The following is a 21,968-nucleotide window of genomic DNA, read 5'->3' on the forward strand; positions in this document are numbered from 1 at the left end:
ACTTTTAAAGAAGCCAACAGCTTAATCAAATGCTTAAAGCTGCCCTTGCCAAACCCATCGCCGTTATCGTGGCCCTGCTCGGCATACTCGTTTTTGCCGGGCTGGCGCTGGGCGTATTCCGGTTGATATTTTTCCCCGGCTCAACCTGCCGACCATCTACATTGCCCAGCCCTACGGCGGCATGACGCCGGGCCAGATGGAAGGCTTTATTGCCACGCGCTACCAGAACCAGATGCTCTATGTATCGGGTATTAAGGACGTGGAAGTGAAGAACATCCAGGGCTTGTGCCTGGTCAAGTGTACCTTCTACGAAGACGTGAACATGGCCCAGGCCGCCGGTGAGGTAGCCAGCCAGGTGAGCCGCGTGATGAGCTACCTGCCGCCCGGCTCGGTGCCGCCCACGGTAGTACGCTTCGATGCTAGCAGCCTGCCGGTGGGCGAGCTGGTGTTCAGCTCGGCCAGCGCCTCGCTAGGGCAGATGCAGGATTTGGCCTCGACCAAAATTCGGCCGCTGTTCTCGCAGATTCCGGGCGCGTCGGCCCCGCCGCCTTTTGGCGGCAACGAGCGCACGGTAGTGGTGCGCGTTGACCCCGACAAGATGAAAAGCTATGCCCTCACGCCCGATGAAATTGTGTCGGCCATCGTGAAAAACAACCAGGTTTCGCCGGCCGGGGCCGTGGGCATGGGCGACTACATGGTGATGACCCGAGCAACACGGTGCTGGATAAAATAACTGATTTTTTGAATATTCCGCTGCGGCAGGGCGTAGGGCCCAGCGTCTTCATCCGCGACATTGCCACGGTGGAAGACGGTACCGACATCCCGGTGGGCTACGCCCTCATCAACGGCAAGCGCTCGGTGTATATCCCCGTCACGAAATCGGCCGATGCCTCCACCATGAGCGTAGTAAGCGCCCTCAAGGCTAAGCTGCCCGAGATGCGCGCCCTGCTGCCCGATAATATTCAGCTCAGCTACGAGTTCGACCAGTCGGTGTACGTGACGCAGGCCGTGCATAGCCTCGCCTTTGAGGGCGGGCTCGGCGCGCTGCTCACGGGCCTGGTGGTGCTGCTGTTTCTGGGCGATTTGCGCTCGTCGCTTATCGTGATTCTCACTATTCCAGCCTCTATTCTGTCGGCTATTCTGCTGCTTCAGCTCTTCGGGCAAACCATCAACCTGATGACGCTCTCGGCTTGTCGCTGGCCATCGGTATCCTGGTCGACCAGGCCACGGTGGTGATTGAAAACATTCACCAGCACTTGGAAATGGGCAAGCCCAAGGCCCGCGCCATCCTGGATGCCAGCCAGGAAGTGTCGTTTCCGCTGCTGCTCATTACGCTCAGCATTCTGGCCGTATTTGCGCCGGCGTTTCTTATGAGTGGGGTGCCGCGGGCATGTTTATTCCGCTTTCGCTCTCGGTGGGCTTTTCGATTATCGTGTCGTATGTGCTCTCGCAAACCTTTGTGCCGGTGGTGGCCAACTGGTGGCTGAAAGGCCACGCCCACCCTGGTCCGCACGACCTGAGCCTGCTGCCCGACCTAAGCGAGCCCCGCGATGAAGCCCAGGAAACCTACGAGCTGCACCACCCCGAAAAAGTCACCGGCTTCGAGCGGGTGAAGCTGCATTATCTGGCTTTGCTCGACCGGCTGCTGCGCCACCGGGCACTGGTAGCTACTGTGTATGGCGTGGTGTGCGCCGCCATTATCGGCACGTGCTTCTACTTCATCGGGCAGGATATGATGCCCAAAATCACGCACTCCAAGCAGTTTCAGGTGCGCCTGGTGGCGCCCGAGGGCATGCGCATCGAGCGCACCGAGAACCGTACCAAGCAGATTATTAAGATTATCCAGGATATTGTGGGGCCGCAGAACGTGGCCATCACCTCAGCCTTCGTGGGCATGACGCCCAGCTCGTATGGCACGAGCGCGCTCTACGTCTTCAACGCCGGCCCCAACGAGGCCGACTTGCAGGTGAACCTGGCCGAAGACTACAAGGTGCAGAACCTGGACGCGCTGAAGGATAAAATCCGCCAGGCAGTGGCCCACCAGGTGCCCGACGTGCAGCTCAGCTTCGAGCCCATCGAGCTGACCGACAAGATTATGAGCCAGGGTGCCCAAACGCCCATCGAGGTGCTGGTAGCTGGCAAAAGCCTATCCGATGGTAAAGGCTATGCCGATAAGCTCGTGGCCCGTCTCAGGCAGATTGCCTACCTGCGCGACGTGCGCATCAATCAGCCCCTGAGCTACCCCACGGTGCAGATTACCGTAGACCGCGAGCGGGCCGCGCAGTTTGGCCTCACCCCCGACCAGATTGCTAGGTCGCTGGTAGCGGCCACGTCGAGTAGCCGCTTCACGGCCAAAAACCTGTGGCTCGACCAGGGCAAGGGCTTTGCCTACCAGGTGCAGGTGCAGCTCGCCTCGCAGGACATGAAAACCGAGAACGACATGCGCAATATTCCGCTCGTGCCGGGCCAGCTGCGCCCCACTTTGGGCGACGTGGCCACGCTGCGCACCGCCACCGTGCCCGGCGAGTACGACCGCATCGGGCCGCGCCGCATCATCACGGTTTCGGCTAACATCAACCGGCAGGACCTGGGCACCGCCACCCGCGCTGTGCAGCAGGCCATCAAGGAAGTGGGTGCGCCGCCCAAGGGCTCGGTGGTACAGGTGCGGGGCCTGTCCCAGCTGCTCGAAGAAACCCTGAGCAGCCTGCAAACCGGCCTGGCACTGGCCGTCGTGGTCATTTTTCTGCTGCTGGCCGCCAATTACCAGTCGCTGAAAGTAGCCGGTGTGGTGCTCGTGACGGTGCCGGCCGTGCTGGCTGGCTCGCTACTGCTGCTGCTAGTCACGGGCCAGACTCTGAACCTGCAATCGTACATGGGTATCATCATGTCGGTGGGCGTGTCGGTGGCTAATGCCGTGCTGGTTGTCACCAATGCCGAGAGCCTGCGCCTGCGCTACCGCGATGCCACGGCCGCCGCCCGCCTGGCCGGCGCGGCCCGCCTGCGTCCCATCCTGATGACGAGCATCGCCATGATTGCCGGTATGCTGCCAATGGCCTCGGGCCTGGGCGAAAGCGGTGAGCAAACCGCCCCGCTGGGCCGGGCCGTGATTGGCGGCCTGCTGGCCTCCACGGTTGCCGCCCTGCTGATTCTGCCAGTGGTGTTTGCGGCTGTGCAGCGCAAAACCACTTTTGTATCTGTCTCGCTCGACCCCGACGACCCGGAAAGTGCCGACTATGACCGCACCGTGGCCCCTACGGCCGAGCGCCCGCAGCCCGAGCCGGCGCTGGCTTAGCTAACTGCTTGCTAAAGAATGTCATGCTGCGCTGGGCCCTGCATGACGCTCTTTTTTGGGTAGCTGCGCGAGCAGAAGCCCTTACCCCCCTTTCGCCTTGCATTTTGCATTCTATGACCTCCCGACTCCCGCTTTCTTTCCGCCCGACTCAATTGCTGACCCTGGCGACTTTGCTGGCTGCACCTGCCCTGCTGCTGAGCGGCTGCGGCTCGCCGGGCAACGCAGATGAGCAAGCCGCTGCTAAAGCGCCGGCCGCCGGCCCCGCCACCTATGCGGCCGTCAGGGTGACGGCCGCGCCCCCGGCCCAGGCCCTTACCCTGCCCGGCGAGCTGGAAAGCTTTTACCAGACCGACATCACGCCGCGCGTGAGCGCCTATGTGCGCCAGGTGAATGTAGACATAGGTGACCACGTGCGGGCCGGCCAGGTGCTGGCCGAGCTCGATGCCCCCGAACTGACGGCCGCCCTCAGCGAGGCGCTGGGTAAGCAAAAAGCTGCTGAGGCCACCGCCCAGGGTAGCCAGGGCAGCTACCGCCGCCTGCGTCAAACAGCCCGTACTGCCGGCGCCGTGTCACCCCTTGCCGTAGACCAGGCCCGCACCCAGGCCACCAGCGACAGCCTGAATGTGGTGGCGGCCCGTGCGCATTACCGGGCCGCTGCCCAGATGGCGGCCTACCTGCGCCTGACTGCCCCCTTCGCCGGCACCATCACGGAGCGCAATGCCGCCCCCGGTGCCATGGTAGGCCAGGGCACGGGCTTGCCCTTGTTCCGGCTGCGGCAGCTCAACCCGCTGCGTTTGCGAGTGGCCGTGCCCGAGGCTTACGTGGGCGAAATCAAAAATGGCAACCCGGTGCAGTTCACGGTGCGGGCCTTTCCGGGGCGCACCTTCACCGGCAAGCTCACCCGCACGGCCGGCAGCGTACAGGCCGCCACCCGCTCCGAGCAGGTCGAGCTGGACATTCCCAACCCGAAAGAGGAGCTGAAGCCCGGCATGTTCGCCTCGGCCAGCCTGCCGGTGAAAGTCTCGGCGAACAGCCTGTTCGTGCCCAAATCGGCGGTGGTAAACACTGCTGAGCGCACCTACCTCATCCGCGTGGCCGACGGCCGCACCGAGCTGGTAGACGTGCAGCTTGGTGATGAGAACGCTGGCCAGGTGCAGGTATTTGGCCAGCTCCAGGCCGGCGATGTAGTGCTGAAGGCGGGTAATGAGGAGATTGTGGCCCGCCAGCCAGTGCGCGTAACCCTGCGTTAGCCGGCAGGGCAGTAGCCCTGGCAGAGTAAGCCGGCGCGCTGCGCACGGCCAGTTCCAGCCTTCGCCTGAAGCCGGGCTACGTAGTGCTGCCCGCTCGTTTACCAGCCCTGTGGCTTGGACAGGCCCCCGCAATGACAAAAGAGGGCGAGGCTTTGTAGCTATCGTGCACCCTAACGCCGAACCCGCAGTAGTGATTTGATAATAATGGCTATTATGTAAGAACTTGCAGCCCTATTCTGCCCTGCTGCCTGCTCATGCGCCACCCGCTACTTTTTTGTTTTATTTGCTGCTGGCTGGTTTTGCTGGGCATTGCCTGGCCGCTGAAGGCACAACAGGTGCCGCATGCGGCGGCGAAGGCGGGCAAAGCGGCGCCCCCAGCCACTCCTAAAGCAGAGGCATCGCCCCGGCCGGCCTACCAGCAGCGGGCACTGAAAGGGCGCATCAGCCGCCGCCTGCGCGTACGACCCGATGGTACCCCTGACTTTCCGAATATCAACAGAATCCCGTTTTTTGAGGATAAAAAAGCGCTGAAGGCCATCCAGAAAGCCGAGCGCCGCCACCACTACGCCGAGGCCCGGGTGTTGCTGGAAAAATACGTTGGCCAGTTCGGTATCGAGAATTTTTACCGCAATACCGACCTGCTCTGGCACCTGGGGCAGCTGTTGCAGCGCGACAGCTCGCGGCAGGAGCTGGCTAAGGCGTATTTTCGGCTGGCGCTCAAGCACCACCGCACCGATATCACGCGGGTGCAGCTCTATTACGATTCGCTGGAAGAGAAGGCCGCGCTGCTCTACGTGCCGCTTAAGGTATACTACGACGTGGTAGAGTATCGCAAGAGTATCAACACGTTTCATCCGCCCAAGAACGTGTACACCAACATGGGCGACGCGGTGAACTCCAGGTTTCCGGACTACGGCCCCACCCTGGGCGCGGGCGATACCGTGCTGCTCTTTACTTCGAAGCGCCAGCAAGGCAAGGGGGTGCGCGCGAAAGTAGATGAAAATCTCTATGTTTCGCACAAGCAGGGGCCCAACTACTGGTCGGATGCCGAGCCGCTGCCCAAACCCATCAACTCGCCCTATAACGAAGGTTCGGCGTGCTTCTCGCACGATGGCCGCACCATTTTCTTTGCCCGCTGCGAATGCCCGGTATGCCACGGCAACTGCGACCTGTTTACGGCTTCGCTGGGCAAAGATGGCAAGTGGAGCACGCCTAAAAGCCTCGGTCCGCTGGTGAATTCCCCGGCCTGGGACTCGCAGCCCACCCTTTCGCCCAAGGAAGACACGCTGTATTTTGCTTCCGACCGCCTCGGCGGCTTTGGCATGAGCGACATTTATTACACTGTGAAGGGCAAAAATGGCCAGTGGGGCAAGGCCCTGAATATGGGGCCCGTCGTAAACACCCGCGAAAGCGAGGTGAGCCCGTTTTTTCATCCCTTGTACCAGGTGCTGTATTTCAGCTCGCGGGGCAGTTGTTGAATTTTGGTGATTTTGATATATATAAAACATATAGAGTAAATGGCCGCTGGCAAGAGCCACGCAACATCGGTCCGCTTGTAAACGGCAAGGGCTCAGAGTATTACTTTACCATCGACAGCCAAAGTAAAAACCTTTACTACGCCCGCTCCGAGCCGAAGGACATCGAAAACCTCGACCTGTATTCGTTTCCGCTTCCCATGGAGGCCCAGCCCATGGCTACCACCCAGGTGGCGGGCACGCTCCTCGATTCGGTAAGCAACCGCCCGCTGAAAGGAATGGTCAGCATTATCGACCTCGACAACGGGATTGAGGTGGCCAGCAAGTACTTGCGTGCCGATGGTTCCTTCGATTTCGAGCTCATGGATGGCTCGCACTACGCCATGCTTATTCAGAGCCCCGATGCGTTCACGGTGGAGCGCCAATTTGAGCTGAAAGGCGACACGGTGATGGCGATGCTCACCAACAGCATCAACTACAAGCTGCCTCTCATCTTTAAAAATATTGAGTTTGAGGCTGGTAAGTCAAATATTTCGCCGGCTATGCACCCCACGCTCGACCGCATCACGCTGTTTCTGGCCGACCACCCTACGTACCGGCTCAGTATCGCGGGCCACACCGATGGCCGCGGCGACCCCGAAGTAAACGAAAAGCTCTCGCAGGACCGCGCCGAGGAAATCCGCCGCTACATCGAGCGCAAGGGTAAGCTCAGTCCCAACCGCATCGAAAGCTTCGGCTACGGCTCCAGCAAGCCCCTTAAAGACGAGCTAACCGATGCCGATGCGCGCATCAACCGCCGGGTAGAATTTCGCCTGATTAAGCCCGAAAGCGACAAGGGCGCTGGCGGCGACTGGAAGTAGTAGTTGCCTGCGCCGGCTAACGGTTCCGCGCGGAGGTTCTATACCGGCCACTTCCGCGCCAAATCCTGGTCGCGCATGCACTTAAAATGCCCCTGTGGGCACTGGGCAAAGCCAATCTTCGAGCAGGGCCGGCAGGGTAGGCCCGGCACTTCCAGGGTTTCGAACTGGGTGCGGTAGGGGTACATCCCAAACTGCGGCACTGTGTTGCCCCACACGCTGTAAATCTCTTTCTTAAACGCCGAGGCAATGTGCATCAGCCCGGTATCGTGGCTTATAACAAAGCGCGCCTGCCGCAGCAGGGAAGCCGACTGATGCAGGGAAAAACGCCCGCAGCCATTAAAAACGAGCGAGGTTGCCGCCAGCTGGATGACGTGGCCGCTGCTTTCGTCCTCGGGGCCGCCTAGCAGCACTACCGGGCGTGGGGCCAGGTTTTGCACCAGCTCAATGAGCTTTTCAACCGGCAGGCGCTTGGTAGCGTGCTGCGCGCCGATAGCCACGGCTACGTATTCCCAGGGCTGAAAGCCAGCCGGCAGCTCGGTAGCCAACTCAACTTCCGCACCGGGCGGAATAAAATAATCGAGCCCTTCGCCATCATCGCGAATACCAAGCGGCGCGGCGGCCGCCCGATAGCGGTCTACGATATGCACGGGCGGTAAGCGGTTGATTTTGAACTGCACCAGCAGGTATTTTTGCCAGTTGAGCTTATCAAAGGCCCGGCCTGGCACGCCCGGCAGTTGGAGACGAATGAGCCGGGTGCGCAGATTATTGTGCAAATCAACTATATAGTCAAAATACTCGGCTCGTAGCTCGCGCACCAGCTGCGAAAGGCTGCCACTCAGCAGGTGCAGCTTATCGACGTAAGGGCTGGCCTCAAACAGCTTGGCAAACGCCGGCTTGGTAGCAAAATGCACTTGTGCATTCGGCAGTTGGGTTTTCAGCTGCCGTACCACCGGCGTAGTCAGCACAATATCGCCGATGGAAGAGAAGCGCAGAACCAGGATTTTCATAAGTAATGTAGCGTGGACTCTGCGAGTCCGCGCGTTGAACGGACCGCCTTGTATACCCACGCGCGGACTCGCAGAGTCCACGCTACAGCTTCACCTTGCGCGCCGCAAAATACGCTGCTGCCTCGTCTACCGACTTTGCATTAAACGTCATCTTCTTGGTTAGCATGCCTTTGCGGCCGGCCAGCACGCCGTACCGCATATCGGCGTAGCCGCTGGTGTGGTGGGCATCGGGGTTAATGCTGAGCTGCACGCCCTGGGCCAGCGCATAGCGCACCCAGCGCCAGTCGAGGTCGAGCCGCCAGGGGTTGGCGTTGATTTCGATAATTACCTGGTGCTGGGCGCAGGCATCAATAACGGCTTTAAAATCAATGGGGTAGCCGGCCCGACGCAGCAGCAGGCGGCCGGTGGGGTGGCCCAGCATGGTGGTGTGGGGGTTGGCAATGGCCCGCAGCAGGCGCTCGGTGGCCCGTGCCTCATCCATTTTCAGGTTAGAGTGAATGGAGGCCACGATAAAGTCGAACGAATCGCGCAGCGCCTCGTCATAGTCGAGGCTGCCATCGCCCAGGATATCGGCCTCAATCCCTTTGAAAATACGAAACGGCGCCAGCTCGGCGTTCAGCTCGTCAATCTCGCGCTGCTGCTGGCGCACGCGCTCGGGGCCCAGGCCGTTGGCATAGTGCGCCGCCTGCGAGTGGTCGCAGATGCCGAGGTACTCGTAGCCGGCATCGCGCAGAAAAGTAGCCATCTGGCGCAGCGAGTGGCTGCCGTCGGAGTAGGTGCTGTGGTTGTGCAGCGAGCCGCGCAAGTCGCTGTCTTGCAACAAAATCGGGATTTTATGCTCGGCGGCCAGCTCAATTTCGCCCAGTCCCTCCCGTAGCTCGGGCACTATATATTGCAAGCCTGCTTTTTCGTACAGCGCCTCCTCACTGGTAAAGTGCTCACGCTTGGCCCACTGGCGCAGCGTGCTTGGCTGGCCGGGGCCAGCCTGGGGCAGCGCGGTAGTCAGGTGGGCCTCGTTGCCGGTGGCCACAAAAAGCTGATTGATAAAGCCTTCGGGCGCTGTCATGCGTACCGTTACGCCCACGCCCGAGTCGGTAGCCGTGCCGCACCAGGCCCAGGGACCCGAGCGGCGCACCTCGTGCTGCAGGCCGGGGGCCGCGTTGAGCAGCGCGTGGATGGGGAGGGGTCGGGGTAGCCACGATGATTTCCACCGTCTCCACAATTTCGAGGGCGCGGCGTACTTCGCCGGCCGCGGCCGCCGCCGTCACGCCCGGTACCTGGCGCAGGTGTTCGAGGAGGCTATTAGCCAGTTCTTCAGCCTGCGAAAAAAGCAGCTTGCCCGCACTTTGGTCGGTGAATTCGAGGGCGGCCAGTAAGGTTTCCTGGGTTTTGGCCCCAAAGCCCTTAAGCTTGGCTACGAGGCCGGCTTCCGCAGCCTCGCGCAGCTGGTCGGGGCTCTCAATGCCCGCGTCGCGCCACAGCGCCCGCACCTTTTTGGGGCCGATACCTTTGATATTCAGAAGCTCAACTACCCCGCCGGGGTACTGTCGAGCAGGCGCTGCAACTCCTCAAACGTGCCCGTGTCGAGCAGCTCCGCTACTTTGGCGGCCTGGGTCTTGCTCAGGCCGGTGCGGTCGGGCAGCCCCGCACGCTCTATCTCCGACACCGGAAACTCCAGCTGCTCCAGCGCCGTGACAGTGCCCTCGTACGCCCTGATTTTAAACGGGTTTTCGTCGTGCAGCTCCATGAGCTGAGCCGTGAGCCGGAAGGCTTTAATAAGGGCGCGGTTATCCATTGCGAGCTTGGCGGAGTGCGTTGTTTGTTACCCGTTATTCGTTGAGTAGCCCGCTGATAAGCCAGTTGTTGACAACGAACAACTACTAACAGGCAACGAAAAAAGAGTTACTGAAACCAAAAGTACGGCCCAACGCTGCGGTGGGATGCCCAAAATGCGCGTACTATTGCCCGCTATGTTGTCATTGAAACGTCTGCGGCTGCCAGGCGGCGTGCTGCTGACCCTGCTGGCCGCCTGCCAGCCCCACCATCCAAGCGGGCTGCCGGGCGGCTCGCTGGCAGCCTTACAGGGCACCTGGCTGCTTGTACCCGAAGCCAGCCGGGCCGATACGCTCACGTACCGGCGCAATACGTTTCGCTTTCGTTACCGGCCGGAGGGCCGGCCGGGCTTTAAGCTGGGGCCGGATGGCCGCTTTGTGCGTTATGATGTGGCGCCCGGCGGCGGGCTGCTGGCTCAGGAGGGCACCTGGACCGAAACCACCACCGGCCATCTGCTTATTCACTTGCCCGAGCTGGAGCCCGCCGCGCCCGACTACGAGCTGGAGCTGTTGGCCTATAAGCAGGGGGTGCTGATGCTGCGCCGCTTGAGCGAGCGGCCGCCCATCGAGATTATTCGCCACCCCTGAGCATTGCCCCACGGCCCAGCGTGTACCGACCTTTGTGGGCATGAACTATTGGCTCGTTAAATCCGAACCCGAAGCGTATTCCTGGGCCGATTTTGTGCGCGACGGCGGCACCGACTGGACGGGCGTGCGCAATTACCAGGCCCGCAACAACCTGCAAGCCATGCAGCCCGGCGACCTGGCCCTATTTTACCACAGCGTGAGCGAAAAGGCCGTGGTAGGGGTGGCTATTGTCCACACTGCTCACCGGCCCGATACCACCGCCGAGGCCGGCAGCCCCTGGGTGGCGGTGCACCTGCGGCCCCATGTGCCCTTGAGCCGCCCCGTATCGTTGGCGGCGCTGAAGGCCGAGCCCCGGCTGGCCCAGCTGGGCCTGCTGCGCCAGTCGCGTTTATCGGTCACGCCTGTGCGGCCCGAAGAGTTTGACCTGGTGCTGGAGCTGAGCGAATAAGCCGGCCGGGCGAAGCTGAAGCGGGCCGCAGAAAAATTAGTTATCCGGCCCGTTTTCGCCCTTATATTCCGCAGCGGCTTGCTTATCTTCGTGAAGACCCGTCGCCAATCTGGCGCGGGGTTGCGTTGCGGAATTAGCTATGAAACACCTCTTCGCTATAGTGCTGAGCTGCTTGCCCTTACTGGTAGTGGCCCAGCGGCCGGTGCCACCCCCGCCCGATGCCCCGGCCCAGCTGGCCCGCACCGAGCTGCTGCTCGACCCGGCCAACGATGAGGTGCAGGTGCAGCCCCTGCCCGCCGATACGGCCGTGGTAGTGCTGATACGCCACGAAGCGCCCGGTATTCATAAGCAGCCAAGCTACGTGCTGCAGCAATACGGGGCCAACCTGCACCTGCGCCGCGAAACGCCCGTCGAGATACCCGCCGGCTTTGAGGTGCAGCGCCTATGCGCCGAGCCGGGCATCGCCTACGCCTTGTTTCGCAACCCCGATGTATCGGGCCGCTTACTCGTCGTAGCCTACGATGCGCACGGCGGGCAGGTGCATGTGCAGCCCTTCGATACCAAGCTCAGCCGCGAGGTAGTAGGCCTTAAAGCCATGACTGGCCGGCTGCTGGTTAATGTGACGCTTGCCGACCAGCTGCACCAAACCGTGCTGCTGCTCGACGTAGCCAGCGGGCAGTTTCAATTTTTGCCCGCACTCTACGAGCCCCTCGATACGGAGCTGACCAGCGTGGCCGACCGACCGGCCGGACGCGCCGAGTTTGTGCTTAGCCAGAGCAATGGCCGTAAGCAGCGCCTGTTGCTCAAGCGCCTCTCGGCCGAGCAGGGCCTGGTGCTCAATTCCGAAATGGTGCAGACTGAGAGCGAGCGCAGCCTGCTCACGGCCCAGCTTAGCCCGCTCGAAGACACTACCACGCGCCTGCTGGCCGGCACGTACGGCCTGCGTGACCTGCGCTACGCGCAAGGACTATTTGCCACCGACCTGACCAAGCGGGCAACCCCCGCTCCCGACGACCGCCCGGCCTTGCGCTTCTACGATTTTAGGCGCTTCCGGCATTTCTTCGATTACCTGGCGCCAAACCACTCGGCGCGCCTACAGGCCCGCTCGGCCCGGCGCGAGGCCCGCAAGGCCAGCCCTTTGCGCTGGCACTATCACCTGCTGCTGCACGAGCTGCTGCCCCAGCCCGACGGCGGCTATACCCTAGTGGCCGAAGTGTATAATCCGCAGTACAGCTATTCGACCTATGGCAACATGATGCTCAGTCCGTATGGCCTGACTGGGCACAATTCCTACAGTCCCTACAATGGCTTCGGGCCGTATAACCGCTACGGGTCGAACCGCTCCTTTACGGGCTTTCGTACGTCGCACGTACTGGTTTGTGGTTTCGATAAGCAAGGCAGCTTATTGTGGGACAATAACTTCGTGCTCAGTGACGATGTAGTGCGCTCCGAGCTTGAAGAAGCAGTGCAGGCCCTGGCCCTGGCCGATGGCCACCTGGTACTGGCCTACCTGCTCGATAATGAGCTGCACTACAAGCGCATCAGCCAGAGCGAGCCCAGTGCAAACGATAGTAAGGTAGAGCTGCTTACCTCAACCGGCCCACCCGAAAAAGTAACTGAAGTGCGCCAGCCTGAGTTGATGCCTTGGGCTAACAATACCTTTGTAGCCAGTGGCTTTCAGCGTATTAAACCCGAGCATGCCTCCGAGCGGCAGGTTTTTTTTCTGCAGCTAGTGCAGTTTTAAGGTTGGCCGCGCGCAGGCCTTTGCAAGGGTAGCGCGGCCCAGGCCCATAAGGCAAGTGCGCTTTTACCGACCTTTGCGACTGGTTCTGGCTCATTGCTTTGTACTATGTCATCTGTTATTTCCCGCTCTGCCGCCACTATCTCAACCGGCTTGCTTGCGAGCCACACCGGTCATCCGCACGAGGCCGGCCTCGATGAAGCCGGGCGCGGCTGTCTGGCCGGGCCGGTTTTTGCGGCGGCCGTAATGCTGCCGCCCGATTTTAACCCGCCTTTTCTCAACGACTCGAAGCAGCTAACGCCGCGTCGGCGCGAGGTGCTGCGCGAAGCTATCTGCGCCGAGGCGGTAGCCTGGGCAGTAGCCTCGGCTACCACAGAAGAAATAGAAGCGCTCAATATAGCCCAGGCGAGCTATCTGGCTATGCACCGGGCAGTGGCTGCCCTGCACGTATCGCCCGCTCACCTGCTAGTCGACGGCAACCGGTTTCGACCCTATCCGGGGCTGGCGCACACCTGCGCCGTGGGCGGCGATGGCCGCTACCGCCACATTGCCGCCGCGTCGGTGCTGGCCAAAACCTTTCGCGACGCGCACATGCTGGAGCTGGACAGGGAATTTCCGCACTATGGCTGGGCCCGGAATGCGGGCTATCCTACAGCGGCCCACCGCGCTGCGCTGCGCGAGCACGGCCCCACGCGGCACCACCGCATGGGCTTTAGATTATTGTGAATATAATATATATTAAAAAATTAATATTTATTCACTGTCCTTCATCTTGAGCAAATCGAGAAACAGGCTGAAGCTGTCTACCGTGCCTCCACCCTCGCTGCCAAAGGAGTCGAAGGTGAGAGGCTTGATAATATAGCCGCTGATGCCCAGGTCGCTGGCCCCGATACGGTCTGTATCCAGGTCCGAAGTGGTCATGATGAATACGGTCAGGTCTTTAAACTCGGGGTCGGCCCGCAAAATCTTGAGCATTTCCAGGCCATTGAGGCGCGGCATATTTAAGTCAAGCATCACCAGGCTGGGCCGACTGATTTTGGTTTCGCCATTTTCGCCGCGCAGCAGGTTCAGGGCCTCCCGGCCGTTGCGGGCATGGATTAGCGGTACGGTAATATTCTGCTTGCGAAGCTCCCGCTGTACATTCATGACGTCCATCTGGTCGTCTTCTACAAGAAGGATGCTAGGCGCTGCAGGTGAGGAAAGGGGGGCATGAGTAGTGAAAAAGGCAGGCTTACCAAAATAGGCGTTCTCTAGTAATGGTAAAAAAGACGTGAAGGATGCTTAAATTAGGCAGCCAGGGCTTTAGCTGACTAGCGGGTACGGCCTTTGCTGTGCCCGAACTGGGCTTGGTAACGGGTTTTTTAGGCCAGGTGAAGAAGAAGCTAGCGCCTTTTCCCTCGGCCGACTCTACCCAGATGCGGCCGCCCTGCCGCTCCACAATTTTTTTTACGATGGCCAGCCCCACACCCGTGCTTTCGAGAGTGTCGCGCTCGACCAGGGTTTGAAAAATAACGAAGATGCGCTCGTGATATTCCGGCGCGATACCAGGGCCATCGTCCTGCACCGAAAAGCAGTAGAAGTTGTCGTTCAGGTCTTCGCAGCCGATGCGCAGCGTGCCGGTTTCGGGATGGTCGTGGTACTTGATGGCGTTGGAAATCAGGTTGGTAAAAACCTGCTGCAGCTGCGTGCGGTTGGTGGGGAGTGTAGGCAGAAAGAAGGGCAGCTCAAGGTGCATGCCTTCGGGCAGGCCCACCGTGTCGGTAATTTCGCGCAGCAGCTGCCGCACAAATACGGCCTCGTTGGCTTCGGCCACCCGGCCCACCCGCGCCAGGTCCAGAATGCCCGTAATGAGGTTTTCCATACGGTGAACCCGCTGGCGCATCAAACCCAGAAACTCCTGGATGTGCGGGGGCAGGGTGTCTTTGCCCATATCTTCCTCAATCCAGCGCGAGGCGCTTTCAATACCGCGCAGCGGGGCCTTCAGGTCGTGCGATACTACGTAGGCAAACTGGTCCAGCTCCTGGTTGCGGCCCTCGAGCTGGCTGATGTTCTGGTCGATAGTCCGGGCCATGGTATTGAGCGCCGCCGTCAGTTCGCTCACTTCATCATGTTCATTATCAAGCAGCTGCATCTTATAGTCGCCATCCGCCAGGTGGCGGGCCATCTTTATCATGCCGCGCAGGCGGCGCGAGAGCAGACGTACCAAGTACACGGCCCAGAGCAGGCCAAATACCAGCGCCAGGCCCGTTATCAGGCCCGACAGCTGCTGGGCGCGGGCAATGCTGCTGGCCAGGCGCAGGCGCTGCGTCTGGCGGCCGGCGTTCTCCATGGCATCGAAGTTAGCCATCTGAAAGCGGATAGCGTCCATTATCTGCTTGCCCGACATCCCCGTGACCAGGCTGCCGTGGGGCATTCCCATCAGACCGGTTAGCTGCGCATTGCGGTTGTGCACGGCGCGCTTCTCGCTTATCATCAGGTGTGTATATTCCGACCACTGCCGAAACAGGTGCTCGGTTGTGTCGAGGCGGGCGCGCTGCTGGGCTTCGTCGGCCAGCTCTTGGCGCAGGGTGTTGAAGCGGTGCAGCAGGTCGCGCTCGCCCGAGTAGTAGGGCTGCAGCATCTGCTCATTGCCCAGCAGCAGGTAGCCCCGAAAGCCGGTTTCCATGTCGATGATGCTCCGTAGCAGCGTAGTGCCATCGGCAGAAGTGCGCTGCGAGGCTTCCATGCGCTGCGAATTGCGCAGCACCTGCTCAGCCAGCCGATAGTTTACAATTACCACTGCGGTAAATAAGCCCAGCAGCAGTAAGAAGCCGGCAAACAGTTTGGTGGTAAGGTTACTCTTCATGGCTTTCGGGCCTGCTATTGGGCCCCGGCAGTACGCAGTTTAGCTTCCATAGTTTGGAGCAGGGTAGTGAGGGTGTCGGCCAGGGCCTGTACCTCGCCAAAGCCCGCCAGCGCCTCCTCCCCGCGATTAGCCAGGTGCAGGTCCATGAGGCGGTTAGCCTGCTTATGGATGAGCCGGTGCTGCTGGTCAAGCTCGCTCATTTCGGGCAAGTTGCGATAGGCACCCTCGCGGCGCTCCTTTATCCAAACGCCCAGTCCGCACTGCTCGGGGTCGCGCAAGGGGCCTTCTTCCGTACCATTGCCATGCAGGAAAGAGCGGAGGCGAGCCTTAAAAGAGAAATGCTTAATTAAAGCGGACTCAAAATCCTGTTTGATAGCTTCGGGCGACATAGCGCAAAGGTAGGCAGCCGGTGGGGGTATTGCCTTAGTACGAAGTAGCTTTGCAAGTGCTCAGCCCGGCTGGGTAATTGCTCTGCCCACCCTCGCATTCTTTATGGAAGATACTTCGCTTAAAACCGTTGCGTTGCACGCCACCCACCAGCAACTGGGGGCCAAAATTGTTCCGTTTGCCGGCTACGCCATGCCCGTACGCTATTCCTCCGACCTGGAAGAGCACCACACGGTGCGCCGGGCGGTAGGCATCTTCGACGTGTCGCACATGGGCGAGTTTCGGGTGCGCGGCCCGCAGGCGCTCGACCTTATTCAGCGCACTACCTCCAACGATGCCAGTAAGCTACAGCCCGGCAAGGCGCAGTACTCGTGCCTGCCCAATGCCGAAGGCGGCATCGTGGACGACCTGCTGGTGTACATGATGGGCGACGAAGACTACTTCCTGGTAGTCAATGCCTCCAATATTGATAAGGACTGGAGCTGGCTGCAACAGCACAATACGAATGGTGCCGAGATGGAGAATGTCTCCGACCAGCTCAGCCTTTTTGCGGTGCAGGGCCCCAAGGCCGCCGAGGCATTGCGTGCCCTGACGGAAGTCGACCTGACGGCCATTCCGTACTACAGCTTTGTAAAAGGGACGTTTGCCGGCGCCCCCGACGTTATTATATCGGCCACGGGCTATACTGGCGCGGGCGGCTTCGAGCTCTACATTCCCAACGAGTATGCTTCCAGCGTGTGGAATAAGATAATGGAAGCAGGTAAGTCATTCGGTATCAAACCCATCGGCCTGGGCGCGCGCGATACGCTGCGCCTCGAAATGGGTTTTTGCCTCTACGGCAACGACATCGACGACACCACCTCGCCCCTCGAAGCGGGCCTGGGCTGGATTACCAAGTTTACCAAAGACTTCACCAACGGCGAAGCCCTCAAGGCCCAGAAAGCGGCCGGCGTACAGCGCAAGCTCGTGGGCTTCGTGATGGACGGCCCCGGCGGCCTGCCTCGCAGCCACTATCCGCTGGTAGATGCCAGCGGCGAAGCCATTGGGGAAGTTACGAGCGGCGGCCAGTCGCCCAGCCTCAGCAAAGGCATCGGTCTGGGCTACGTCAAAACGGGGTTTGCCGCTCCCGGCACCCGGATTTTTGTGCAGGTGCGCGGCAAAAACCTGCCTGCCACGGTGCATAAGCTGCCGCTGGTGCCCGGTACGGAGGAGGTATAACACTTCAACAAATTCACCACCGTCTGTCATTGCGCGCAACGCGAAGCAACCGCATCAGAACGAGCCGTACGGGTGTCGTTCCGGTGCGATTGCTTCGCGTTGCGCGCAATGACAGACGGCTGGATTATCAAACTGCCCTTTAATTGCATGAAACTCGACGTTTGCTTTTCGCCCGACCTGCTGCCGCTCTACGACCTGCGCGGTAAGGTGGCCGTTATCGTGGATGTGCTGCGGGCTACCAGCACCATTGTGACGGCGCTGGCCCAGGGCATGACCGAGGTTTTTCCGACCGCCACGCTCGATGAGTGCGCGGCCCTGGGCCGCGAGCAGGGCTGCATTACGGCTGCTGAGCGCGATGGGGTCGCCGCCGCCGGCTTCGATTTGGGTAATTCGCCCTTTGGCTTTCTAGATGGCAAACTGGCGGTGCAGGGCCGCGCGCTGGCCATCAGCACTACCAATGGCACGCAGGCGCTGCGCCGCTCGCTGGCGGCCCAGGCCATCGTGTGCGGCGCGTTTCTCAACCTAAGCGCCGTGGCCGACTTTGCCGTAGCGCAGGGGCGCGACGTGCTGGTAGTGTGCGCCGGCTGGAAAGGGCAGTTCTGCCTCGAAGACAGCCTCTTCGGCGGCGCGCTAGCTGAACGGCTGGCTCCGCGAGGCTTCGATATTGCCGCTTCTGATGCGGCGCTGGCCGCCCTGCATCTGTGGCAGGACGCTAAGTCTACCTGGCCCCACTACTTGTTACAGTCGGCCGCCGTGCGCCGCCTCAACGCACTCGAAGCCCACGACGACTTCACATTTTGCATGAACGTCGATACCCACCCGGAGATTCTGCCGCTGTGGCGAGGGGATAGGTTGGTGCGGGGGTAGGCTGGGCGGTGCCATTAAGCCTGTCCGGGCCGCTCGCATTATTTTGGGCTGGTAAGCACCTCGATACTTACCGTATCGAAAAAAGTGTTGTAGCCGTTATCGTAACTCATGTGAAAGTGGTCCGGGTACTTGCCCGATATGACGCCGATGCCGGGCTTGAATTTAAGGTCCACCGCTCCAAAGTATAAAATAGCCGGTGGACCGTCGAACACTTTTAGTGGGATGGACCAAAACGTGTAGAGTGCTGGTGCTTTGCTGGCTAGGTGCAGCCGGACGATTATTTCGCCGGCTACAAATGGCCGGTCGGCTAACTTGGGAAAGGTAAGGATGAGTCGTTTTTGCAGCGCTGCGAAGTCGGCCGGCGCAAAGGGCTGGGCCCCGCAATTGAGAGTAACATTGTCGGCGGTGCCGGGAAACCAGACGGGACGCCTTCGCACCAGAAAATATTCCGTCAGCACTTGGTTCGGGGTAGTATAGTAGCGGCCCTGGCGCTTAATAATGGGCTGCCAGTCCAGGCGGCGCGTCAGCATATTTAAAACCGGGAGTTGCCGTTTGTAGGCCACTAGCTGCTCAACTCCGTTCCGCAGCACTGCCTCCAGTGGCACCCTGGCCCGGCTGCTCAACGTGTCTATATTTACCAGATTCCACGTTACTTGCCCGGTTTGCTCGTCGGGCAGCACGGCAAGGGTGACCAATAGCTTGTCTGTAGGGTAAAAGCCATTCAGCCTGCTATCGGCATCCTCACCAGAGCTATGTAGGAAATAAGTGCTGTCGGCCAGTATATTAACGATGTCCACCTGCTCAGGCTTGCCCAGCCGCGTGCGCTGCGTGCGAACGTAGGTAATGCGGTTTTTGGCTGATTCGAGTAGGATGTAGGATTTACGAATAATTAATTGCTGGCCAATCGCTTCTTTAGCCGGGCCAGCCAAGCTGATGAAGCAAAACCAAAGCAGTGCTGCTCTGATAAGTAAATTCATAATAAAAGACGAGTTAAAAAATTATACCTACGGACATGCCTGACTGCCCTGCGCCTTAATGATAAGGCCATTGCTAGGATTCGGGTAGGATGTATTGTGCTGCTCTGCCTGCGTTTCTCTATCGATTAAGTCTTTGCGGGTAGGCGAAAAGCTTTGGAAGGTAGCGGTTCCCTGCAAGCCGCCCCAAAACAGGTCTTCTGCTAATTGATGGTCTAATAAAATGCCCTGGCTGGTAGCGTAGGCTTGCAAGGCATCAGCCATCTGACTGATAATAGAACTCATGAGGGTATGCTGTTCATCCTGGTCCAAGTCCATTGAGCCCACATACCTGTCAAGTAAGTCGTCTATTGTCGCATTCGAGTCCAAGTTTTTCCCTTCTCCCCACTTTTCCAGGTAGGCGTGGAGAGATTCGTGAATTAACGTTCTGGCTACAGCAAGATTAGTGGCTTGAGAAGTAAAGGTCAGGTCAACAGTAGTAATAAACTGGGTCAGGTCAGTAGGTGAATTATTAGTTTTTGCATTTACAACGCTTCCAACTGGAGAGCCGGGAGGCAGGGGAACATTGCCACTTGTAATTGTCCAAGTGATAGCTGTATTGTTCCCTAGCAAGGAAAAAATGCCTGCTATGTCATTGCCTTTCAACCCTTGCAGAGCCGCAAGGATGGGTTGAATACAAGGTCTAAGACCATCGCTTGCAATAGTCGTAATTGCAGTAGGTGTACTGCCGCCAGGCAATGGCCCCTGCGGCCCACTACCAGGGTCATTAGGGCTGTTGCCGCCGTTGCCGGGAGTGCCGCCGTAGTCGCCGGGGCCAGTAGGGGAGCCATCGCCACTGTTATATCCGCCGCTATCATCGGAGAGCCCACAGCCAGCCGAAGAGCCTAAGTACTCGCCCGTTATAGAGTTGTAATAGAATATAAAACTATTTATTTTATTAGTGATTTCTTTTTTCTGCTTACCGGTTGCAGCAGTAGAAGCTTTAGCAGCACTAACCTTCACCCCTTGAAACCATAGCTTAACCTGGCCCTGCAGTATGGCTCCATCACTAAACCTGCGTCCATTTAGATACTGATAACCAGCCGAATAGAGTAGAAATATTCCAGCTGCGTGAGTGGGAATAGCCAAAGATGGCTGTTGATAGCCGTGGTAGAGGCTGGTAAGTAAGGCCAGCGTATCGACAGGCAGGCCAGCTGGTTTGAGTAGAAGCTCAGCTATGCTACCATGTAAGGCTTGGTCAGGCGTTCGGGCTATAAATAGGTAGCGAAAGCCTTGCCAGGGATTACCAGTGAAGGCTCCGGGGTCATTGGCCATTGGCACAACTAGCAGCGGAGTAGTCTGCGTCCCAATGCTTACTGCTTTTGTCCAAAGCAGACGCGTGCTTTTAGGGATTGCTGTTGGATAAGTACTCTGGTACCATGCCTGTGCCTATATGGTAGTTAGCCCGAGCGTTGAGGCCGCCGGGTTTGGCTCAATGTGTTGTTGAGAGCAGGAAGCCAGTATAGCCACCAAAAAACTTGCTAAAATTCTTGCGAAAGAAGTAGAATGTATTCGCATCTGCTTGTGCTTAGAGAGTGTAGGCTATCCAAGTGCAAACATATAAATAACTGACCAAAAATGTTAAAAATTATACTGGAGTTAGATGCTATTTAGTAAGTGTGTGGAGTAGGGCGGCTGATAGCAGCTACGCGTGTTATAGCCAGTAATTTATATTAGCTGTTCGCTGGCGCAAACTCCGTCACGGCCTCGCCCAGGTCCAGCACTTCCTGGTCCGGCAGCGCCGCCTGAATAATGCTGGCCCCGGCCGCCGAGCGGTAGCCGCCGGCGCAGTGCACCAGCACGGGCTTATCGGTCGGAATCTCCCGTATGCGCTCGCGCAGCTCGGGTAGCGGGATGAGCAGGGCGCTGGGGAAGAGCTTGTCGTGCGCCTCGGTACGGTTGCGAATATCGACAATAGTGAATGCTTCAGGGTGCTGGCGCACAGCCGCAACCTCGACGGTGGGGCTGGTGGCGGGCTGCACGCTGGGCGCCAGCAGGGCCCCCTTGATATTGCCTTCGTAGCCGATTTTAGCCGTCTTCCGAATCACCGCGTCGAGCTGAATCTGGGTATCGGCCAGCAGGTAGAACTTTTCCTGGGGGCCAACGATGGAGCCCAGCCAGGTTTCGAACTTGGCGCCATCCTGCAGGTTGATGGCGCCGGGCAGGTGGCCGGCGCGAAATTTGGCAGCTGGCCGGGTGTCAAGCACTAATACGCCGGGCTGGAGCGCCGCGTGTGCGCTGAGGCGTGGCACGGCCCGCACGCTGTCTTCAAAATTGGGGGCGCCTTGTTTGTTAAGCTGCACGCCGTGGCCGAAATATTTGGGCGCAAACGGCTGGTCGGCCAGCAGCACCTTCACAAACTCCTGCTCCGACATAGGTTGCAGCGCGTAGTTGGTAGCCAGCTCCCTGGCAATAGTACTGTCGAGGTCGGGACTGGTAGTTTTGCCGCAGAGCGAGCCGGGGCCGTGGGCCGGGTACACCCGTGTAGTAGGCGGCAGAGCCATCAGCTTCTGGCGGGTGCTGCGGTAGAGCTGGGCCGCCAGGGCCTCGCGGGCATGGCCCCCACGGCTTCATCCTCGCGCAGGTCGGGCCGGCCTACGTCGCCCACAAACAGCGTGTCGCCGGTAAACACAGCACGGGTTTGCGCCAGCTCGTCGATAAGCAGCACGCTGATGCTGTCGGGTGAGTGGCCGGGGGTGTTAATGGCGTGCAGCTCCACGTTGCCCAGCCGGAGGCGGTCGCCGTCGTCAAAATTTTTGTGCGGGTAGCGGGCGCCCGTGAGCTTGCTGCAATAAATGGTCGCGTCGGTTTCCTGGGCTATTTCCAGGTGGCTGCTCACGAAGTCGGCGTGGGGATGTGTCTCAATCACGGCCACAATCTCGGCCTCGTGCTCGTCGGCAAAATCGTAGTAGGGCTGCGGGTCGCGGCCGGGGTCGATAACGGCAACCTGCCGGCCGCAGCGAATGGCGTAGGAGGCGTGGGCCAGTCCTTTATCGTAAAACTGTTGAATTTGCACCGCGGGGGTGCTACTACTGGGAAGCGGCATGGGGTGGAGTGGCAACCGTTGAGCTAAATGCCTGATTATCGGGCTGCCGGGGTAGGTGTTTGGGTCAAATATAACAAGCCGGCCCAACATTGCTGCGCT

19 protein-coding genes and 2 pseudogenes are annotated in these 21,968 nt (G+C 59.7%); 10 read left to right on the forward strand and 11 right to left on the reverse strand.

Going from position 1 to position 21,968, the window contains the following annotated elements; all coding sequences use genetic code 11:
- Positions 1 to 29: 29 nt before the first annotated feature.
- The 4 genes and pseudogenes from GKZ67_RS00560 (at position 30) to GKZ67_RS22835 (ending at position 6,877) form a co-directional block, all read left to right on the forward strand.
- A pseudogene (locus GKZ67_RS00560) lies at positions 30 to 3,292 on the forward strand (efflux RND transporter permease subunit).
- 113 nt (positions 3,293 to 3,405) lie between these two features.
- Complete coding sequence (locus tag GKZ67_RS00565; protein WP_173240688.1) at positions 3,406 to 4,542, forward strand: efflux RND transporter periplasmic adaptor subunit; 1,137 nt, start codon at positions 3,406 to 3,408, stop codon at positions 4,540 to 4,542.
- Between the two features lie 254 nt (positions 4,543 to 4,796).
- Positions 4,797 to 6,020 carry a hypothetical protein gene (locus GKZ67_RS22830; protein ID WP_254244982.1) on the forward strand — a complete coding sequence of 408 codons (1,224 nt, stop codon included), beginning with the start codon at positions 4,797 to 4,799 and terminating at the stop codon, positions 6,018 to 6,020.
- The gene (locus tag GKZ67_RS22835; protein WP_254244983.1) at positions 6,014 to 6,877 is read left to right on the forward strand and encodes an OmpA family protein; all 864 of its coding nucleotides are present in this window, start codon (positions 6,014 to 6,016) and stop codon (positions 6,875 to 6,877) included. Before GKZ67_RS22830 ends, GKZ67_RS22835 begins: the two co-directional genes overlap by 7 nt.
- Before the next feature lie 38 nt (positions 6,878 to 6,915).
- Here GKZ67_RS22835 and GKZ67_RS00575 read toward each other — a convergent pair whose 3' ends face one another.
- The 4 genes and pseudogenes from GKZ67_RS00575 to GKZ67_RS24235 form a co-directional block, all read right to left on the reverse strand.
- Positions 6,916 to 7,884: a glycosyltransferase family 9 protein gene (locus GKZ67_RS00575; RefSeq protein WP_173240689.1), complete on the reverse strand. Its 969-nt coding sequence runs from the start codon at positions 7,882 to 7,884 to the stop codon at positions 6,916 to 6,918.
- 82 nt (positions 7,885 to 7,966) lie between these two features.
- The gene (locus GKZ67_RS00580; RefSeq protein ID WP_317172204.1) at positions 7,967 to 9,106 is read right to left on the reverse strand and encodes a PHP domain-containing protein; all 1,140 of its coding nucleotides are present in this window, start codon (positions 9,104 to 9,106) and stop codon (positions 7,967 to 7,969) included.
- Between the two features lie 199 nt (positions 9,107 to 9,305).
- Positions 9,306 to 9,374: pseudogene (locus tag GKZ67_RS24230) on the reverse strand (hypothetical protein); the annotation flags it as partial.
- Positions 9,375 to 9,412: 38 nt separating this feature from the next.
- Positions 9,413 to 9,679 carry a hypothetical protein gene (locus GKZ67_RS24235; RefSeq protein ID WP_317172205.1) on the reverse strand — a complete coding sequence of 89 codons (267 nt, stop codon included), beginning with the start codon at positions 9,677 to 9,679 and terminating at the stop codon, positions 9,413 to 9,415.
- Positions 9,680 to 9,854: 175 nt separating this feature from the next.
- Between GKZ67_RS24235 and GKZ67_RS00585 the strand changes: the two genes are divergently transcribed.
- The 4 genes from GKZ67_RS00585 to GKZ67_RS00600 all read left to right on the forward strand — a co-directional run bounded on the left by GKZ67_RS00585 (position 9,855) and on the right by GKZ67_RS00600 (position 13,219).
- The gene (locus tag GKZ67_RS00585) at positions 9,855 to 10,304 is read left to right on the forward strand and encodes a hypothetical protein (RefSeq protein ID WP_173240690.1); all 450 of its coding nucleotides are present in this window, start codon (positions 9,855 to 9,857) and stop codon (positions 10,302 to 10,304) included.
- Between the two features lie 40 nt (positions 10,305 to 10,344).
- Positions 10,345 to 10,752: an EVE domain-containing protein gene (locus tag GKZ67_RS00590; RefSeq protein ID WP_173240691.1), complete on the forward strand. Its 408-nt coding sequence runs from the start codon at positions 10,345 to 10,347 to the stop codon at positions 10,750 to 10,752.
- Between the two features lie 139 nt (positions 10,753 to 10,891).
- The gene (locus tag GKZ67_RS00595) at positions 10,892 to 12,496 is read left to right on the forward strand and encodes a hypothetical protein (protein ID WP_173240692.1); all 1,605 of its coding nucleotides are present in this window, start codon (positions 10,892 to 10,894) and stop codon (positions 12,494 to 12,496) included.
- Positions 12,497 to 12,601: 105 nt separating this feature from the next.
- Positions 12,602 to 13,219 carry a ribonuclease HII gene (locus GKZ67_RS00600; protein WP_173240693.1) on the forward strand — a complete coding sequence of 206 codons (618 nt, stop codon included), beginning with the start codon at positions 12,602 to 12,604 and terminating at the stop codon, positions 13,217 to 13,219.
- 27 nt (positions 13,220 to 13,246) lie between these two features.
- On the opposite strand, the gene GKZ67_RS00605 is transcribed toward GKZ67_RS00600, so the two are convergent.
- The 3 genes from GKZ67_RS00605 to GKZ67_RS00615 all read right to left on the reverse strand — a co-directional run bounded on the left by GKZ67_RS00605 (position 13,247) and on the right by GKZ67_RS00615 (position 15,727).
- Positions 13,247 to 13,639: a response regulator gene (locus GKZ67_RS00605; RefSeq protein WP_254244984.1), complete on the reverse strand. Its 393-nt coding sequence runs from the start codon at positions 13,637 to 13,639 to the stop codon at positions 13,247 to 13,249.
- A gap of 85 nt (positions 13,640 to 13,724) precedes the next feature.
- Positions 13,725 to 15,338 (reverse strand): sensor histidine kinase, encoded by a 1,614-nt coding sequence (locus GKZ67_RS00610; RefSeq protein ID WP_173240695.1) that lies wholly within the window; start codon positions 15,336 to 15,338, stop codon positions 13,725 to 13,727.
- Between the two features lie 14 nt (positions 15,339 to 15,352).
- Complete coding sequence (locus GKZ67_RS00615; RefSeq protein ID WP_173240696.1) at positions 15,353 to 15,727, reverse strand: CZB domain-containing protein; 375 nt, start codon at positions 15,725 to 15,727, stop codon at positions 15,353 to 15,355.
- Between the two features lie 103 nt (positions 15,728 to 15,830).
- Here GKZ67_RS00615 and gcvT point away from each other — a divergent pair, with 103 nt between their 5' ends.
- Both gcvT and GKZ67_RS00625 read left to right on the forward strand, forming a co-directional pair.
- Positions 15,831 to 16,943 carry a glycine cleavage system aminomethyltransferase GcvT gene (gene gcvT, locus GKZ67_RS00620; RefSeq protein WP_173240697.1) on the forward strand — a complete coding sequence of 371 codons (1,113 nt, stop codon included), beginning with the start codon at positions 15,831 to 15,833 and terminating at the stop codon, positions 16,941 to 16,943.
- 147 nt (positions 16,944 to 17,090) lie between these two features.
- On the forward strand, positions 17,091 to 17,810 hold the full coding sequence (locus tag GKZ67_RS00625; protein ID WP_173240698.1) for a 2-phosphosulfolactate phosphatase: 720 nt from the start codon (positions 17,091 to 17,093) through the stop codon (positions 17,808 to 17,810).
- A gap of 38 nt (positions 17,811 to 17,848) precedes the next feature.
- On the opposite strand, the gene GKZ67_RS00630 is transcribed toward GKZ67_RS00625, so the two are convergent.
- From GKZ67_RS00630 to GKZ67_RS24245, 4 genes are all read right to left on the reverse strand, one after another.
- Positions 17,849 to 18,787, reverse strand: a complete 939-nt coding sequence (locus GKZ67_RS00630; protein ID WP_173240699.1) for a hypothetical protein — start codon at positions 18,785 to 18,787, stop codon at positions 17,849 to 17,851.
- Positions 18,788 to 18,814: 27 nt separating this feature from the next.
- Complete coding sequence (locus GKZ67_RS00635; protein ID WP_173240700.1) at positions 18,815 to 20,098, reverse strand: hypothetical protein; 1,284 nt, start codon at positions 20,096 to 20,098, stop codon at positions 18,815 to 18,817.
- A gap of 398 nt (positions 20,099 to 20,496) precedes the next feature.
- Complete coding sequence (locus GKZ67_RS24240; RefSeq protein WP_317172206.1) at positions 20,497 to 21,327, reverse strand: rhodanese-like domain-containing protein; 831 nt, start codon at positions 21,325 to 21,327, stop codon at positions 20,497 to 20,499.
- Positions 21,327 to 21,869 carry an MBL fold metallo-hydrolase gene (locus GKZ67_RS24245; protein ID WP_317172207.1) on the reverse strand — a complete coding sequence of 181 codons (543 nt, stop codon included), beginning with the start codon at positions 21,867 to 21,869 and terminating at the stop codon, positions 21,327 to 21,329. The genes GKZ67_RS24240 and GKZ67_RS24245 overlap by 1 nt, the downstream gene beginning before the upstream one ends.
- Between the last annotated feature and the right edge of the window lie 99 nt (positions 21,870 to 21,968).

The sequence above is a fragment of the Hymenobacter sp. BRD67 genome, from assembly GCF_013256425.1.
Lineage (GTDB): Bacteria > Bacteroidota > Bacteroidia > Cytophagales > Hymenobacteraceae > Hymenobacter.